The 15845-nt window shown below is 62.6% G+C and carries 16 protein-coding genes; 8 read left to right on the top strand and 8 right to left on the bottom strand.

Features of this window, described 5'->3' with window-relative positions; genetic code table 11:
- The 8 genes from tssE (at position 1) to FX982_RS20690 (ending at position 9375) form a co-directional block, all read left to right on the top strand.
- Positions 1-441 carry a type VI secretion system baseplate subunit TssE gene (tssE, locus tag FX982_RS20725; RefSeq protein WP_172612335.1) on the top strand — a complete coding sequence of 147 codons (441 nt, stop codon included), beginning with the start codon at positions 1-3 and terminating at the stop codon, positions 439-441.
- A gap of 17 nt (positions 442-458) precedes the next feature.
- On the top strand, positions 459-1199 hold the full coding sequence (locus tag FX982_RS20720) for a type VI secretion system ImpA family N-terminal domain-containing protein (protein WP_172612334.1): 741 nt from the start codon (positions 459-461) through the stop codon (positions 1197-1199).
- Positions 1200-1388: 189 nt separating this feature from the next.
- Positions 1389-2021, top strand: a complete 633-nt coding sequence (locus FX982_RS20715; RefSeq protein ID WP_254074839.1) for a biliverdin-producing heme oxygenase — start codon at positions 1389-1391, stop codon at positions 2019-2021.
- The gene (locus tag FX982_RS20710) at positions 2014-4236 is read left to right on the top strand and encodes an ATP-binding protein (RefSeq protein ID WP_172612332.1); all 2223 of its coding nucleotides are present in this window, start codon (positions 2014-2016) and stop codon (positions 4234-4236) included. The genes FX982_RS20715 and FX982_RS20710 overlap by 8 nt, the downstream gene beginning before the upstream one ends.
- Before the next feature lie 128 nt (positions 4237-4364).
- Entirely contained in the window at positions 4365-5621 is a 1257-nt protein-coding gene (locus tag FX982_RS20705) for an MFS transporter (protein ID WP_172612331.1), read from the top strand.
- 82 nt (positions 5622-5703) lie between these two features.
- The gene (locus FX982_RS20700; RefSeq protein WP_172612330.1) at positions 5704-6999 is read left to right on the top strand and encodes a sensor histidine kinase; all 1296 of its coding nucleotides are present in this window, start codon (positions 5704-5706) and stop codon (positions 6997-6999) included.
- 594 nt (positions 7000-7593) lie between these two features.
- Complete coding sequence (locus tag FX982_RS20695) at positions 7594-8988, top strand: ATPase domain-containing protein (RefSeq protein WP_254074943.1); 1395 nt, start codon at positions 7594-7596, stop codon at positions 8986-8988.
- Positions 8989-9012: 24 nt separating this feature from the next.
- Positions 9013-9375, top strand: coding sequence for a response regulator (locus FX982_RS20690; RefSeq protein WP_172612328.1), 363 nt, complete (start codon positions 9013-9015; stop codon positions 9373-9375).
- Positions 9376-9404: 29 nt separating this feature from the next.
- On the opposite strand, the gene FX982_RS20685 is transcribed toward FX982_RS20690, so the two are convergent.
- The 8 genes from FX982_RS20685 to msrA form a co-directional block, all read right to left on the bottom strand.
- Positions 9405-10079, bottom strand: coding sequence for a DUF3313 domain-containing protein (locus FX982_RS20685; protein ID WP_172612327.1), 675 nt, complete (start codon positions 10077-10079; stop codon positions 9405-9407).
- Positions 10080-10356: 277 nt separating this feature from the next.
- The gene (locus FX982_RS20680) at positions 10357-10593 is read right to left on the bottom strand and encodes a hypothetical protein (protein ID WP_172612326.1); all 237 of its coding nucleotides are present in this window, start codon (positions 10591-10593) and stop codon (positions 10357-10359) included.
- 95 nt (positions 10594-10688) lie between these two features.
- Positions 10689-11480 carry an amino acid ABC transporter ATP-binding protein gene (locus FX982_RS20675; RefSeq protein WP_172612325.1) on the bottom strand — a complete coding sequence of 264 codons (792 nt, stop codon included), beginning with the start codon at positions 11478-11480 and terminating at the stop codon, positions 10689-10691.
- Positions 11473-12123, bottom strand: a complete 651-nt coding sequence (gene ehuD / locus FX982_RS20670) for an ectoine/hydroxyectoine ABC transporter permease subunit EhuD (RefSeq protein ID WP_172612324.1) — start codon at positions 12121-12123, stop codon at positions 11473-11475. The genes FX982_RS20675 and ehuD overlap by 8 nt, the downstream gene beginning before the upstream one ends.
- The gene (ehuC, locus tag FX982_RS20665; RefSeq protein WP_172612323.1) at positions 12120-12800 is read right to left on the bottom strand and encodes an ectoine/hydroxyectoine ABC transporter permease subunit EhuC; all 681 of its coding nucleotides are present in this window, start codon (positions 12798-12800) and stop codon (positions 12120-12122) included. The genes ehuD and ehuC overlap by 4 nt, the downstream gene beginning before the upstream one ends.
- A gap of 316 nt (positions 12801-13116) precedes the next feature.
- Entirely contained in the window at positions 13117-13989 is an 873-nt protein-coding gene (ehuB, locus tag FX982_RS20660; protein WP_172612322.1) for an ectoine/hydroxyectoine ABC transporter substrate-binding protein EhuB, read from the bottom strand.
- Positions 13990-14052: 63 nt separating this feature from the next.
- Positions 14053-15027, bottom strand: a complete 975-nt coding sequence (locus tag FX982_RS20655) for an aliphatic sulfonate ABC transporter substrate-binding protein (RefSeq protein ID WP_172612321.1) — start codon at positions 15025-15027, stop codon at positions 14053-14055.
- 180 nt (positions 15028-15207) lie between these two features.
- On the bottom strand, positions 15208-15729 hold the full coding sequence (gene msrA, locus FX982_RS20650; protein WP_172612320.1) for a peptide-methionine (S)-S-oxide reductase MsrA: 522 nt from the start codon (positions 15727-15729) through the stop codon (positions 15208-15210).
- Between the last annotated feature and the right edge of the window lie 116 nt (positions 15730-15845).

Raw genomic sequence — 15845 nt, 5'->3', positions numbered from 1 at the left:
ATGGGCGAGCTCAACCCCTCGCTGTACGAAACCCTGCTGCAGAATTTCAGCGGCGAGCTCGACCTGTCCCGGGTGGGGGAAGACGACCAATACGTGCTCTCGGTGCTGGACAATGTGCAACGCGTGCTCAACAGCCGCGCGGGCACCCTCGCGCATTTGCCCGACTACGGCCTGCCGGACATGGGCGCTGTGCTCGAAGGCTTGCCGTCTGCCGCCCATGGACTGATGCGGACCATCGCCGACACGCTGCTCAAGTACGAGCCGCGCCTGTTGTCGCTGCACATCGAACTGTTGCCGCAGACCCAGCCCGGCCATCTGGTCTACGCCCTCGATGCCACCCTTGAAGGGAACCGCACCGCGACGTTCGGCACGACGTTGAGCCCGGAGGGAAGGGCAGTGGTGCGTCACCTCAAGCGCCATGATGTGCGGGCCCTGCCTTGAGGCCGACAGGAAGTTCGATGACCAAGGGTTTCGCCATGGAGATCAAGGCCGGCGGCGATCCACGCGCGTTGCCTGACTACCAGGCGTTGTGCGTTGAGATGGCCAGACTCGCTCATTCGGCCTGCCCGGATGTGGATTGGCGAGCCATCGAGCACTGCTGCCACGCCTTGTTTGCGAGCAATGGCGCGGACCTGCAAACGGCGGCGGCCTACGCCCTGGCGCGCAGTCATCTGGCCGGGCTGGACGGGATGTTTGAAGGCGTGGTGGTGCTGGACACCCTCTTGCACGCAGATGCCAAACCATGGCCCCGAGGGCTATCGGCGCAGACGGCAATCGTTGGCCAGTTGTTCGGCCAGTGGCAGGCCGTGCTGCGGGGACTGGAGATCAATCTCTGTGATCTGGCGGGCCTCCGTCTGTTGGGCTCGCAGCTTGAGCACCTGCGTCAGATGCCGGTTGCTCAACGCCTGGAATTCATCATTGCGCTGGAAAGGTTGCACCAGCAGATCGGACAGCTCGCGTCACGTATCGAGCGCGATGCTCAAGCCGCTGAAGTTGTCGGGCAGCAGGCAATGCCAGATCCAACGCTCCCCGTCTCAATTCACTCCCTGGTGCATTGCACAACCCAAAGCAACCCGCCGGGCATGCAGCCGAAGGCCGCGCACAACATCCCGCGGATCAAGAGGCGCCGAGCGTCATGGATCGGCTGGCTCGTCGCCGCGCTGTTCGTCCTGATCGTCGTCCTGGCCGCAGCGTTTTAGTGTGCGCTGCCATCCTGTTTCGCGGCGCCGTTCGCGCAGAGAACGTACCGCCCAGCCGAACGTCGGCATTTACCCGCCAGCCATATTTACAGCCGGGCACTGTCTCCATTAGTGTGCGCGCATCATCTGCCTCAACACTGCGGCTGCCGCATGTTCAGGCACGTCCGCTCAGATCGGACACTTTCGCCCTTGGTTGAAATCACCCCTGCGTTGCGCGACCCTTGCGTCCCGGCCTCCTTTACCAGTGTCCTTCAGCAATTGCGAACGGCTACCGCCGTCCAGCACACGACACTCGAAGCCCGATTGCCACTGACCCACCCTCAGCTTGATCTCGGCACCTACAAACGGATCATCGCGGCCTACTACGGCTTTCATCTGCCCTTGCAACAATCGATTGAGCGCTTTCTGGCGCCCCAGGCCGTCGACCCTGCGCGGCAGAAAATCCCGGCGCTGATCAAGGATCTGCACGCCCTCGGCCTGGACGACCTGCAGATCCAGGCCTTGCCGCTGTGCACTGAACTGCCCGCCATCGACAGCGTCGCGCAGTTGCTCGGCGTGATGTACGTGATGGAGGGGGCGACGCTGGGGGGGCAAGTCCTGCGTCGGATCATCGCGGAAAGACTGGGCGTCGACGCCGACAGCGGTGGCGAGTTTCTGGACGTGTACGGCCGAGAGACCGGGCGTTTGTGGAAAGCCTTCCTCAAACAGTTGGCCGAGTTTGACAATCCGCTGTCCAACACCGAGGTGGTGCAATCGGCCCGCCTCACCTTCGAATCCTTTCAAACCTGGCTGGAGCGGGCGGGAGTGCTGAACGATGCTTAACGACATGCAGACCATGGACGACCTGCTGGATAACTGCGCCAACGAACCGATTCGTATCCCGGGCGCCATTCAGCCCCACGGCGCTCTGTTGACCCTGCTCGAAACCGACTGGACCGTGCAACAGGCCAGCGCCAACGCCTGGCAGATGTTGAACATCGGCAGTGACGTGCAGCCCGGTGATCCACTGGTGCGCTGGCTGGGCGAGGCGCAGACGGAAGCCTTGCGCGACGCCGTTCAGGACGCGGATCTGCACAGCCTTGATCCGTTGCCGATGCAGTTTGCCGGGCAGGCATTCGATGGCCTGTTGCATCGCCATGACGGCCTGTTGTTTCTGGAGCTTGAGCCCGTCGCCACACAAGCATCGATGCAGGGATTGGGGCCGCGCCTCACGCGCACCTTGCGTCGCCTGCAATCGGCCAAATCGCTGGACGATCTGTACGCCATCAGCGTCTCGGAAATCCGTGCGCTGACCGGCTACGACCGGGTCATGATCTATCGCTTTGAAGAGGAGGGTCACGGGCAGGTCATTGCCGAGTCGGCGACGGCCGACCTGGACGCCTACCTGGGGCTGTTCTTCCCCGCCACCGACATCCCGCAGCAGGCCCGCGAGCTGTATCGCCTGAACTGGCTGCGCATCATCCCCGACGCCGCGTATGTGCCGGCGCCTCTGGTCCCGGCCCTGCGGCCCGATACCGGCGAGCCGCTGGACATGAGCCACTCGGTGCTGCGCAGCGTGTCGCCGATCCATTGTCAGTACATGCATAACATGGGCGTGCGCTCATCGATGAGCATTTCCCTGCTCAAGGATGAACGCCTCTGGGGCCTGATCAGTTGCGGCAATCGCGAGCCGCTGCAGGTTCCCCACACGCTGCGCTCGGCCTGCCAGACCATCGGACAAGTGCTGTCGATGCAAATCAGCCTGCTGGAAGATCAGCAGACTCAGCGCCAGCGACTGGCCAAACATCACATGCTGGATAGGCTGTCCAGGGCGATGAACGAGTCCGCGGACGACGTCTACAACGGGCTGCTTGAAAACTCCCAGGCGCTGCTGACACTGGTCGACGCCCACGGGGCGGCGGTGATCATCGACGGTCAGGTACACCTGGTCGGCCAGTGCCCGAGCACCGAGCAAGTGAGCGCGTTGCAGCAATGGCTGCAGAACCGCCCCGGATCGGTGTTCGAGACGTCCAGCCTCGGCGCCGTGTTCCCCGACGCGCAAGCGTATCAACGCGTGGCCAGCGGACTGCTGGCGTTCAGCTTGCCCAAGCCGGTGGCCAATGGGGTGCTGTGGTTTCGCGCCGAAGTCCGGGGCAGCGTGGAGTGGAGCGGCAACCCGCAACAGGCCAAACGGGTCGTCAATGACCGCCTGCAGCCACGGGAATCCTTTGCCCTGTGGGAGCAGCAGGTTGAGGGTAAGGCCAGAGCCTGGAGCGCCGGCGAGGTCTACGCGGTGTCCGACCTGCGTCGCTCGGCGCTGGAGGCAGACCTGTCACGGCAGGTGCTGCGTGAAAAAGAGGCGGTGCGTGCCCGCGATGAGCTGGTAGCCGTGGTGTCCCACGACCTGCGCAGCCCGCTGACGGTTATCGTTATGCAGTGCGGCATGATGCAGCGGGTGATCAACGCCGACGCCACTGCGTCTACCAAACGACTCAACTCTGCCGTCGACATCCTGCAGCGCGCATCTTCGCGGATGACCAGCCTGCTGGAGGATTTGCTCGATACGTCAAAGATCGAAGCCGGCCGCTACTTCATCGACGCCGAGCGGCTGGAAGTCAGCCAGTTGTTCGAAGACGCCTGGTCATTGCTCACGCCACTGGCGCTGAGCAAATTTATCGACCTGACGTTCCACGCCGAGCCCGACCTGACGATTTTCGCCGACCCGGAGCGCATGTTTCAGGTGCTCTCCAATCTGGTGGGCAATGCGATCAAATTCACCCCCAAGGCCGGCAGTGTGAAGGTCACGGCGGCAGGTGAGGGTGACCATGTGGTGTTCACCGTGGTGGACACCGGGGAGGGTATTCGCAGCGACCAGTTGCCCCACGTGTTCGAGCGCTACTGGCGCAGACGTGAAGGCAATCCGAGCGGGACGGGTCTAGGGCTCTACATCTCCCAAGGGATCGTCAGGGTTCACGGTGGCGAACTGACGGCCTCTAGTGAAGAGGGGGTCGGCAGCGAATTCCGCTTCACGGTGCCGCGCGCGTCCATGGCGTCCTGACCCTGCTGCGACCGCATTGGCGGCAGGGGGGTTATTCCTGGCTGGAATCCCCCGCATGAAAAACATGAATTTTATTTATGGCCGTCAGCCCTCTACCGTGTGCGTATCCCGTTCACGGTAGAGCCGTTATGACCACGCCCTCTCACCCTCAGCCATCCCTCGTCGAAGAACACTGGAAGCGCAACCTGGCGGTCTGCGTGTTCGGCGCGTTCACCACCATCGTGGCGATGACGTTGCTGCTGCCGTTTCTGCCGCTGTATGTCGAGCACCTGGGCGTCACCGATCCGGCCGCCATCGTGCAGTGGTCGGGGGTGGCGTTTGGTGCGACCTTTCTGTCTGCCGCGCTGACCGCGCCGCTCTGGGGGCGGCTGGGCGATCGCTACGGGCGCAAGTTGATGCTGATCCGTGCCAGCCTGGGCATGGCGGTGGCGATGTCGCTGATCGGCCTGGCAGAGGATATATATCAGTTAGTCGGGCTGCGTTTGTTGGCGGGGTTGCTCGGCGGCTATGCCTCCGGCGCGACCATTCTGGTGGCGACGCAGACGCCCAAGGCGCGCACCGGCTGGGCGCTGGGCATGCTCTCTTCGGGAATCATGGCCGGTAATCTGACCGGGCCGTTGATTGGCGGGCTGTTGCCGCCGCTCATCGGCATCCGCAACACGTTCTTCCTGGCCGGGGGCGTGATCTTTCTGACCTTCCTTGCCACGCTGTTTCTGATGAAGGAGGCGCCTCGGTCCAAGCGTCAGACTGGCGTGGCGAAAGCCCCGGCGGTGCGGGCGTGGGACGTCATCACTGACAAGAAGCCGGTGCTGACCATGCTCGTAGTGGCCTGTCTGGTGATGTTCTCGATCATGTCGATCGAGCCGATCATCACCGTGTACCTGACCCAGTTGCACAGCGAAAACGTCACGCTGATGGCCGGGCTGGTGATGTCGGCGACCGCGCTGGCCAGCGTGTTGTCGGCCTCGCGCATTGGCAAGCTGGCCGACCGTATCGGCCACTGGAAAGTGGTCATTGGCTGTCTGACTGCGGCGGCTGTCTTGCTCATCCCCCAGGCCTTCGTCACTCATGCCTGGCAACTGGTGCTGCTGCGTTTTCTCATGGGCATTGCCTTGGGCGGTCTGTTGCCGTGCATTGCGGCGATCATCCGCCATTCGGTGCCCGACGCCGTGGCCGGACGCATGCTCGGCTATTCCACGTCCTGCCAGTACATCGGTCAGGTGCTGGGGCCGCTGAGCGGGGGGTACCTGGGCGGGCATTTCGGCATGCCGGTGGTCTTCATCGTCACCTGCCTGCTGATGGGCGGGTGCGCGGTCGGGATGTTGCTCATGCGGTCTGTGATTTCCAGTGGGACCGGCCTCAGCCCGAAAGAGGGTGGCATTTGACAAAACCATGACATCCCGCACCGGATAATCGCCGCCGGTGGGGCCACGCCCCGGAGTCGAGTACCGCCATGCACGGACCTTCATGGACATCAAACACAGCCTTAAACAACGGATTGTCATCGTATTTGCGTTGATGAGCGCGCTGGTCGCCGGGGTATTCGCCGCCGGCATCATCGCCACCGTGCACGTGGTTGAAAAGCGCCTGTCGATCATGAGCCTGAAGGGCAATATGCACCGTCTGCTGGCCGTGGACAGCGTCAACGATTGGCGCCACCGGCCGGAAAAAGACGAATTGTTCTACGCCGAAGAGGGCGTTGGCGACCTTGTCATGAGCGATGACCTCAAGGGCCTTCCCTTGGGATTTCAGGAGTTCTTTCGCGGCAAGAAAGCCTATTACGCCATGGTCTCGGAGGTGAACGGGCGCCATTACGTGTTGTTGCGAGATCAGCGCAAATTCCAGAAACGTGAACGGATTCTGTTCGGTGTCGTGCTGGTCGGCTTCTTCCTCAGCGTGCTGTTGGCGGTGCTGCTGGGGCGGCTGCTTGCGTCCCGGGTGATCACGCCGGTGTCGCGCCTGGCCGGTCAGGTGCGTCATCGCGATCAGTTGCTGGAGCTGGCGCCGGTACTCGCCAGCGACTACGCCAACGACGAAGTCGGCGCCCTGGCCAGGTCCTTCGACGAAACCCTGGGCCGGCTGCGGGCCGCGCTGAGCCGCGAGAAGCTGTTTACCAGCGACGTCAGCCATGAACTGCGCACGCCGCTCATGGTGCTGGCGACGTCCTGCGAATTGCTGATGGAATACCCGGCGCTGGACGACCGTTCCCGCACGCAGGTGAAGCGAATCGGCAAGGCGACGGCGGGTATGAACCAGTTGGTCGAAACCTTTCTGCTGCTGGCCCGTACCGAGGGCAAGAACACCCCCCAGGGTCAGCGTTCGACCCTGGTATTGATCGCCGATGAACTGGCGGACACCTGGCGCACGCCCATCGAAGCCAAGGGCTTGCGTTTTATCTATCAGCGTGACGACCGCGACCTTGATGTCTACAACGCGCCGTTGCTGCGTTCGGTCATGGGCAACCTGCTGCGCAACGCCTGGCATTACACCGATCAAGGCTTGATTCAGCTAACCCTGCGCAGCGATGGTTTCAGCGTCGAGGACAGCGGCATCGGCATTCCGCTGGAGAAGCAGCAGGCCATGTTTCAGCCCTTCGTGCGCGGCGACGAACAGCGCGGGGAGGGGCTGGGCCTGGGGTTGTCGTTGGTCCAGCGTATCTGTGCCAACCAGCACTGGACAGTCACGCTGACCAGCCGTGATGACGGCGGATGCTGTTTTACGGTGTTGTTGAAGCTGGATTCAACCGGGGGAAAGCCGGTATGAGCGCTTTCCATTTTCGTTGTGACGCCCGACGCCTTCCCGGCTAAAGCCGGTGCTACAGTCGAGGTCACCGCGAGTCCTGCACGTCGCGCACGACGCTGCTCACTCCACTGGTCCGACGAACCGCACGAATGCGCGGCACCACGCTCCAACGCCGTGCCTACCCCTACGGACCTGCAACCATGTGCCCGATCCGCCCATCATTCGATTGCGGGAGTGCTGACAATCAGCCTGCAGACCGCGACGACACCCCCGAATACCCGCTCTCCGGGCCCATCAAGCCTGATGACCCAGAACGTCGCACTGAGCAGTCTCAGGCGGAGACCGACGGTTGTGCCCCGGAACCTGAAGCCCATGTGGCTGATCGGTAATCACCCGTTCGGGTGGACTCGTTATCACGTCTGTCGGCGAATGTCGGTGCGACTGTCATGGAATTTGACCATTGCCCTTGGAAAGCTCCCTTAAAAACGGAAGAATGTGCGATTAGTCGCGCACTTAACTCGCAATATTCACGACGCCAATACCGTGGCGGAGGAAGCAAATTTGAATCAGCTAAAACGCCTTCAGAGCGGAATTGAAGGGCTTGATGAGCTGCTAATGGGCGGTTTCGTTGCCGGATCCTCGTACATCATTCAGGGGCGACCGGGCTCCGGCAAAACCATCCTGGCCAACCAGATCGGTTTCAATCACATCCGCAATGGCGGTCGCGTGCTGTTTGCAACCCTGCTTGCCGAGCCCCACGAACGGCTGTTTCAGTTCCTCTCCACCATGAGCTTCTTCGACAAGGACCGGGTTGGCGATCAGATCCAGTTCGTCAGTGCGTTCGACACCATGGAAAACGACGGCCTCGATGAAGTCGTCAAGCTGCTGCGCCGCGAGATCGTCCGCCAGAAGTCCACGGTGATGATCCTCGACGGGCTGCTCAATGCCCGCTCCAAAGCCGAATCCACGATCAACACCAAACGCTTCATCTCCGAGCTGCAGGGCCACGCCGCCTTCGCTGGTTGCACGGTGTTCTTCCTGACCAGCTCCCAGCTGGACGACGGCAGCCCCGAACACACGATGGTGGACGGCGTGCTGGAACTGGGTGAAGAACTGGTCGGCAACCGCTCCGTGCGCCGCATCAAGGCCCGCAAGACCCGTGGCAGCGGCGCCATTCCCGGCGCCCATGAATGCGAGATCACCGAAAACGGCCTGGTCGTCTACCCGCGCCTTGAAAGCACCATCACCCACTCGGCGCTCCGTGACAGCGCGGAATTCAGCGTTGTCCCCAGCGGGATCGACACGCTGGATCCGTTGATCGGCGGCGGACTGGTGGAATCATCCGTGACCTTGCTCCTCGGCCCGTCGGGCACGGGCAAGACCACGTTCGGCCTCAACTTTCTTGCGCGTGCTACGCCCGAGGAACCGGGGCTGTTGTTTGGCTTCTACGAATCGCCGCAGCGGCTGAGGGCGAAGGCGGCGGCGCTCGGGCTGGATTTCGAAGCGCTGGAACGCGCCGGTGCGCTGCACATTGCCTGGAGATCACCGACCGCCGAGTTGATCGACAAACTGGCCCTCGATCTGCTGAGGATCGTCGAGCAGCACGGCGTCAAGCGGGTGTTTCTCGACAGCCTCGGTGGCATGGCCCGGGCGTCGGCCGATCAATCCCGGATCCTGGACCTCTTCAGCGCCCTGATGAGCGAGCTTCGCGCCCGTGGCGTCACGGTGGTCTCGAGCTGGGAAATCCGTGGCCTGATCGGCGGCAAGATTGACGCGCCGGCCCCGGACATGTCGGGCATTGTCGACAACCTCATGCTGATTCGCTTCGCGCAATCAACAGCGGGGCTGACCCGGCAGCTGTCGATTCTGAAAATCCGCGATAACCCCTACGACCCGGCCCTGCTGGACGTCTTGATCGGCGAGCAGGGTTTGACTGTGAGAAAGGCTGCTTTCCATGCCCTCGACGATTCAGGCAATGCCACGGCGCTGCAGTCATCGCCGAGCCGATGATCGCTCGTTCGCGCGGAGGGTTGCATGACCACGATTCTGATTGTCGACGATGAATACCTCATCGCCGACATACTGAGCTTCGCGCTGGAAGATGAAGGCTACTTGACCGTCACTGCCGGCAGCGGGCAGAAGGCCCTGGGCATTCTCGAACGCGAACGTCCGCAGCTGATCATCACCGATTACATGATGCCGGGGATGAACGGCATCGAGCTCGCGGAGGCGGTGCGCGGGAATCAGGGGCTCGGGCAGATCCCCATTGTGCTCATGAGCGGTGCGCAGTCCCATCTGGGCATCGCCCGGCCCGACCTGTTCAGCAAGGTGTTCGACAAGCCGTTCGAGATCAGCGCCGTGCTGGAAGCGGTGCGCGCGCTGTTGTGTACTGGCTAGTGCGCGGTCGCGTGGGTCAGGCACCTGACTCAGTGCTTCGTCTTGAGGGTCTCGTAGCTCAGTCGCAGGTCTTTGGCCCAGCCGTCGAGCACCGGCTTGACAGCGTCCAGAGTCAGTTGCGTCTTTTCGTTTTCCAAGGGAGTGCCGCTGCCTTTGCGCACGACCTGGGCCAGCACCTTGTGGGTGTCGGCATCAAGAAACGCCGCCTCGGTGGCGATTGCCACGTCCTGATCCCGACCGCCGGCTGCGGTGTTCACGGCAGCCGCCACCAGCGCGAGGGGCACCACCTCGTAGGGCTTCAGGCCCTGGGTGCTGGTCGACACGGCGGTAATCGCCGGCCGCACGATAAGGGTGTCAGGCCCTGGCCCATTGACGACGCGCAAGTTCTTGCCGAGTTCGCGTTGCAGCGCGGTATCGAAGTAACGGGTGATCGACTGCAGGGTCTGCGCCGAGATCACCGCAGTCGGTTGGGGCCTGGGGTAAAACTGACTGGGTTCGATGTACACCTGGGTGTATTTGCTCAGCTTCACGTCCGGGTCGATCCAGCGCATGACAGGCGCGCCCGTCGCACTCTCCGCCGGCTTGAGGCGGCTGTAATCCTTGAGAAAGCCCGAATACTGACTGGGGTCCACCTGCGAGCTGGCGCAACCGCCGACCCCCAGCATGGCGCAACAGATCAGTGCCTTAAGCACCGGCATTTTCATGGTGTGACTCCCTTCGCTGTGTCCGTTAGATGGTGTCCGTCTGTGCACCTCGCGCCAGGGGCAGCAGGCAGCCCACGCCGGCGCAGCGCATCCGTGCGACGCCTGAATGCTGGGCTGCCGGCCGAGCGCTTCGTGGTGCTCAAGCAACGCTAGCAGTTAATTATTTTGCCGCCAGTGAGCTGAATCGATGAAGGGGAAATACTTCGGGGACGAGAGGGGAGTAACGAGTGGGGATCCGGGCAGCGCTGGGGCCGCCCGGGGGATATCAACTGCTGTATTAACGGCCGTCAGCAACCTTGCGCTCGATCTCGGCTGACTTCTTGTTCAGCTCTTCGACGTCCTGTTCCTTCTCGCGATTGGAGGTCGGGGTGATGACTTCGTCCACCGCGCGGGTGTTGTCGTCGGTGTCGTTGAGGTCTCGCTGTACGACGTTGACGGGTTTGCCGGCGCTGTCCAGGGTTGGCGCGTCAGGCTGGGTGACGTTACGTGGGTCAACCGGGGTGTCTTGGCTCATGGATTCATCCTCGCTGTGGGTATGTAGCTTGGATGTGTCGGAGGTCGGCGAGTTCGGGTTTTTTTCGACCGCGCGCGAACCCGATCCTGCCCCGGTCAACGTTGCTCCACCAGATTGAGAAAGCGTCGCGTGCGCTCGTTGTCCGGATCGACCAGCACTTCGTCCGGCGTGCCGTCGGCGACGATGCGGCCGGCCTCCATGAACAGCACGCGGTCGGCAATGTCCTGGGCAAACTTCATTTCGTGGGTCACCAGCAGCATGGTCATCTGCTGCTCGTGGGCGATAGCGCGAATCACCGCCAGCACTTCACCGACCAGCTCCGGATCAAGCGCCGAGGTGACTTCGTCGAACAGCATCACCTGGGGCCGCATGGTCAGCGCCCGGGCGATCGCCACGCGCTGTTGCTGACCGCCGGAAAGCTGCGCGGGGTAAGCATCGGCCTTGTGACTCAACCCGACCAGCCCGAGGTATTGCTGGGCGCGCTCGAGGGCCTCTTCGCGGCTCAGCTTGAGCACTTGAAGGGGGGCCTCGGTGACGTTCTCCTGCACGGTCAGGTGCGGGAACAGATTGAACTGCTGAAACACCATGCCGACGCGGTGCACCACCGGTGGCTTTTTCGCGCCCGGCCAGTGCCAGCCGCCGGACTTGGCGGGCACCGGCGCGCCGGCCACCTCAATGCTGCCGTGCTGATAGGCCTCAAGGCCCTTGATCAGCCGCAGCACCGTGGATTTGCCCGAACCGCTGGGGCCGATCAGGGCGACTCTCTGGCCGGCGGGAATGCTCAGGTCAAGATGATCAATGACCCGGGTTGCGCCGAAGTTTTTCACCACTTGCTTGAGGATGATCTGCGGCGAAGCGCCGGGCAGAGCGTGTGCGAGATCAGACATGGCTGCGCCTCTCGAAATATTTGAACAACAGGGAGGTCGGCACGCTGATCGCCAGGAACATCAGTGCCATCACCGTGTAGGGCTCGTTGTAGCGGTAGGTCATGCCGGCGATCTGTTTGGCCGCCTGGAACAGCTCGGGAATCGTGATCACCGCCAGCAGCGGGGTTTCCTTGAACATCCCGATGAGGTAATTGCCAAGCACCGGCAGCATCGGCTTGAGGGCCTGGGGCAGGACGATCCGCCGCCATGTGGTGGCGCCGTCGAAATCCAGGGCTCTGGCCGCTTCCCATTGACCGGCCGGCACGCCTTCGATGGCGCCGCGAAAGGCTTCGGCAATGTAGGCGGCGTAATACAGCCCGAGGCCGATGACCCCGGTGGAAATCGCCGGCAGGGTCAGGCCGGCCAGGGGCAGGGCGAAGAACAGCACGTACAGCTGAACCATCAGCGGAGTGTGTCGAAAGAAGCTCAGGTAGCCGGCGCTCAGTCTTTGCACCAACGGGTTATTAGATCGCTGAGCAATGGCCAGCAGCAGACCGAGCAGCACCGCCAGCAGGAAGCCGAGAACCACCACTTGCAGCGTCACCAGCAGGCCCTGAAGCAGATCGGGGACGATGGACCAGGCGAAGGCGTAATCGAAGTTCATCGCGCCACCCCGCGACGCCAGTGAGTGACCCGCTGCTCATAGCGTTTGACCAGCCAGCTGAGCGGCCAGGCCATGACGAAGTAGCACACCAGCACGATGCTCCAGATCAGCGTCTGCTGGCCCAGAGTGGTGATCAACTGGCCGCCGGAGAAGGTCAGGTCGCTGAGGGTGATCAATGACACCAGTGAGGTGGTCTTCAGCAATTCGACCAGTTGGTTGCCCATCGGCGGCAGCATGAACGGCAGCGCCTGGGGCAGGATGACTCGGCGAAACGCGGTCATCGCGTCGAAGTCCAGCGCCTTGATCGCGTCGCGTTGGCCTCGGGCGACATTGCTCAGGGCCGAGCGCACGATTTCCGAACCGTAGGCGGAGAAGGTCAGGCCCAGGCCGAGAATGCCGGTGATCATCGGCGCCAGGGTGATGCCGAACAGCGGCAGGATGAAGAACAGGTAGAACAGCAGCACCAGGGCGGATATGCCGCGCAGGATTTCGACGTAGACCGTCGCGATCCAGCGCAGCGCGCGCCACGGCGACAGGCGCATCAGCGCGATGACAAACGACATCACCACCACGACGATTTGAGCGAAGAAGGTGATTTCGAGGGTGACCAGTGCGCCGTTGGCCAGTTGGCGGGCGATGAAGCGCGCGGTGTCCAGGGTGGAAGCATCAAAAAGCATGGGCCGTACTCGTATGGGTTGGGGCCTTGATATTGCGGGGCGAAAATTGGCAGCGTCAGGTGCTTGCGGTCCTGCGGAATGCACGCGGTCTGTAGGACCGGCTTCAGCCGGGAAGAGGCCCGTGCAGGCGCTCTCCATTTTGCAGTGTGCCCACCGCCGCCTTCCCGGCTAAAGCCGGTCCCACTGAATGCACGCGATCCCACAGTAGGACTGGCTTTAGCCGGGAAGAGGCCCGTGCTGGCGCCCTCCATTTTGCCGTGTGCCCACCGACGCCTTCCCGGCTGAAGCCGGTCCTACAATGGCAACAGCATCGGCATCAGCGGTTGCAGCGCTGCTCGGCGGTCACGTCTGCGGGTGGCAGTTCGTTTTCGGTGTAGCCGTATTTCTGCAGAATCTTCAGCAGGTCGCCGGAAGCGCGCAGTTTCGCCAGTTGCTCGTTGAACGCCTGGATAAACGCCGGATCGTTTTTCGGCAGGCCGTAGGCGTGGTAATTCCAGGTTGGCTTACCGTCGGCATCCGGGATCTGCTCGAACGGCAGCGCCCGTTCAACCGGCGTGCCTTCGGCTTTTTTCAGCAGGCCGATGATTTCGGCATCCGGGAAGTACACCACGTCGACGCGATCGGCCTGCAGCGCGGCGAGGGCTTCGGTGTCCTTGTCGAACAACACGACGTTGCCATTGCTGATGCCGCTGTCCTTGGCTTCCTGCACCTGATTGCTGCCAGGCTGGGTCGCCAGGCGCGCCTTGCCGTTGGCCGCGACGTCCTTGAGGCTGTGCAGCTTCAGCGGGTTGCCGGCCTTGACCAGAAACGCACCGCCGGAACGGGTGACCGGGTTCGAATAGCCAATCACTTTGCAGCGCGCCGGATTGATGAACAGGCCGGCGCCGATCAGATCGAAACGACCTGCTGCCAGTCCCGGCACCAGCGAGCCGAACTCGGTGATGGGCAGTTCAACCTTGGTGACGCCCAGCGGTTCGAGAATGGCCCGGAGGATCTCGACGTTGGCGCCGACGATTTTCCCGTCGGTCCCCACGTACGCGTAGGGTTGCTCGTTGGCGATGCCGGCGGTCAGGCCCTGACTGCGCCCCTTTTCCAGCAGGCCGGCAACGGCAGAGAACGAAAACACGGCATTCAGCAGCAAGGCGGAGCCGAGTGCGGCAGACAGCGACAGCGGTTTTAAGCCTTTCATCAAGTGCGCTCAAGAGTGGGAATGAAGGTCAGGTGCAGCGGTTGGTTACGCCAGGTGCTCCGTTCATGGCGTCCAGATGTCCACGTCCTTGGCATCCACAGCAGTGGGCAACAGCCCGGCATTGAAAAAGGCATCGGCGATCTTCTGTTGCTCGCCCAGTTGGTCTGCCTTCACCGGCTCGACCTGATAACTGCGATGGGCGTTGGCGGCCTCGACGGTGTCCACGTCCAGATTGCCCCACAACGGGCCGAGCACTTGCGCCGCCTCATGGGGGTGGCTTTTGACCCAGGCGCCCGCCAGGTGCAACTGTTCATAAACCCGCTTCAACACCTCGGGATGAGCCTTGGCGTAGGCCGTGCTGGTCAAGTAGTAGCGTTTGTAACTCGCCAGGCCGGCACCGTCAGTCAGGGTGCGCGTCGGCAATTGCCGCTGCACGCTGGTGAGGAAGGGCTCCCAAGTGACCCAGGCGTCGACCTTGTCATTCTCGAATGCCGCCCGGCCGTCTGCCGGGGACAGGTACGCCGGGTAGATATCGGAGAACGACAGCCCGGCCTTGGTCAGCGCAGCGATCAACAGGTAATGGGTGCCGGCTGCCCTGGTCACCGCGATCTTCTTGCCTTTCAAGTCCGACAATTGGCGGATCGGCGAGTCATTGCGCACAACGATGGCCTGGGCGGCGGGCGAAGGCGACTCTTCAGCGAAATAGGTGAGCCTGGCCTTCGCGGCCTGGGCGAAGATTGGCACGGTGTCGGCGACGTCCGCGCTGATGTCGACGTTGCCGACATTGAGTGCTTCAAGCAGGGGCAGACCGCTGGGGAATTCGTGCCAGGTGATGTCGATGTTGTCTTTGCCCAGCGCCTGCTCGAGGGTGCCCTGGGTCTTGAGCAGGGCGATCAGGGTGGAAGATTTCTGATAGCCGATGCGCACCGTTTCTCGCGCATTTGCCGACACTGCAAAACTGCTCGCCACCGCAGCGACCAAACCGATCAGCCAGGCGTGTCGGACGAAAGTGCCTGCGGTTGTGCGTGGAGTGGGCATGGCGGGCTCGTGGCGTGAGTGAGGCGCGGGAAGGCGCAAGCCACAAATCATAGAGTTCTAAAAAGAATTGGCTAAATATCATTTGGTTATGAGGTTATGCACTCTGGCGTCGCATGGCAAAACCGGTGACCAGGGCGGGGACCGCTCTGGCACGGCGGTCCCCGGTCTTGCGGCGCGCAATCAGGCCGTGGTGGCCTTGTCGCGCACAGGCAATGTCCAGTTCGGTCGAACGAAGTGGCAGGTGTAGCCGTTAGGGATGCGTTCCAGGTAATCCTGATGCTCGGGCTCGGCTTCCCAGAACGGGCCGGCGGGGGCGATTTCGGTGACGACTTTGCCCGGCCACAGGCCCGACGCCTCCACATCGGCCACCGTGTCCAGGGCGACGGCTTTCTGCTCGTCGCTGAGGTAGAAAATCGCCGAGCGATAGCTCACGCCCAAGTCGTTGCCCTGACGGTTCGGGGTCGACGGATCGTGAATCTGGAAGAAGAATTCCAGGATTTTGCGGTAGGAAATCTGTTCGGGGTCGAAGACGATCTCGATGGCTTCGGCGTGGGTGCCGTGGTTGCGATAAGTGGCGTTGTCAACGTCGCCACCGGAGTAGCCGACACGGGTCGACACGACGCCGGGGTAGCGGCGCAGCAAGTCCTGCATGCCCCAGAAGCAGCCTCCGGCGAGCAGCGCGGTTTCGGTGTGGGTGGTCATGGGCAAGTCCTTCCAGCTATTAACGGTGTGTGTCAGGTACGCAGTGCAGTGTGCGTGTCTGCGAGCGCGCGGCGCAACGGCCGGCCTTGAAGATCAGATGACTGACGCGCGCACTC

It is taken from the genome of Pseudomonas graminis (assembly GCF_013201545.1).
GTDB lineage: Bacteria > Pseudomonadota > Gammaproteobacteria > Pseudomonadales > Pseudomonadaceae > Aquipseudomonas.
The sequence above is the reverse complement of the archived record's forward strand: the minus strand, read 5'-3'. Positions and strand labels throughout refer to the sequence as shown.

What these genes read in the sequence shown, in the direction of transcription:
- FX982_RS20655 (WP_172612321.1), bottom strand. Translation starts at nt 15,027, where the DNA reads ATGCCCACTCCACGCACAACCGCAGGCACTTTCGTCCGACACGCCTGG.
- ehuB (WP_172612322.1), bottom strand. Translation starts at nt 13,989, where the DNA reads ATGAAAGGCTTAAAACCGCTGTCGCTGTCTGCCGCACTCGGCTCCGCC.
- FX982_RS20690 (WP_172612328.1), top strand. Translation starts at nt 9,013, where the DNA reads ATGACCACGATTCTGATTGTCGACGATGAATACCTCATCGCCGACATA.
- ehuD (WP_172612324.1), bottom strand. Translation starts at nt 12,123, where the DNA reads ATGAACTTCGATTACGCCTTCGCCTGGTCCATCGTCCCCGATCTGCTT.
- FX982_RS20710 (WP_172612332.1), top strand. Translation starts at nt 2,014, where the DNA reads ATGCTTAACGACATGCAGACCATGGACGACCTGCTGGATAACTGCGCC.
- FX982_RS20680 (WP_172612326.1), bottom strand. Translation starts at nt 10,593, where the DNA reads ATGAGCCAAGACACCCCGGTTGACCCACGTAACGTCACCCAGCCTGAC.
- tssE (WP_172612335.1), top strand. Translation starts at nt 1, where the DNA reads ATGGGCGAGCTCAACCCCTCGCTGTACGAAACCCTGCTGCAGAATTTC.
- FX982_RS20700 (WP_172612330.1), top strand. Translation starts at nt 5,704, where the DNA reads ATGGACATCAAACACAGCCTTAAACAACGGATTGTCATCGTATTTGCG.
- FX982_RS20720 (WP_172612334.1), top strand. Translation starts at nt 459, where the DNA reads ATGACCAAGGGTTTCGCCATGGAGATCAAGGCCGGCGGCGATCCACGC.
- FX982_RS20695 (WP_254074943.1), top strand. Translation starts at nt 7,594, where the DNA reads ATGGGCGGTTTCGTTGCCGGATCCTCGTACATCATTCAGGGGCGACCG.
- ehuC (WP_172612323.1), bottom strand. Translation starts at nt 12,800, where the DNA reads ATGCTTTTTGATGCTTCCACCCTGGACACCGCGCGCTTCATCGCCCGC.
- FX982_RS20685 (WP_172612327.1), bottom strand. Translation starts at nt 10,079, where the DNA reads ATGAAAATGCCGGTGCTTAAGGCACTGATCTGTTGCGCCATGCTGGGG.
- FX982_RS20705 (WP_172612331.1), top strand. Translation starts at nt 4,365, where the DNA reads ATGACCACGCCCTCTCACCCTCAGCCATCCCTCGTCGAAGAACACTGG.
- msrA (WP_172612320.1), bottom strand. Translation starts at nt 15,729, where the DNA reads ATGACCACCCACACCGAAACCGCGCTGCTCGCCGGAGGCTGCTTCTGG.
- FX982_RS20675 (WP_172612325.1), bottom strand. Translation starts at nt 11,480, where the DNA reads ATGTCTGATCTCGCACACGCTCTGCCCGGCGCTTCGCCGCAGATCATC.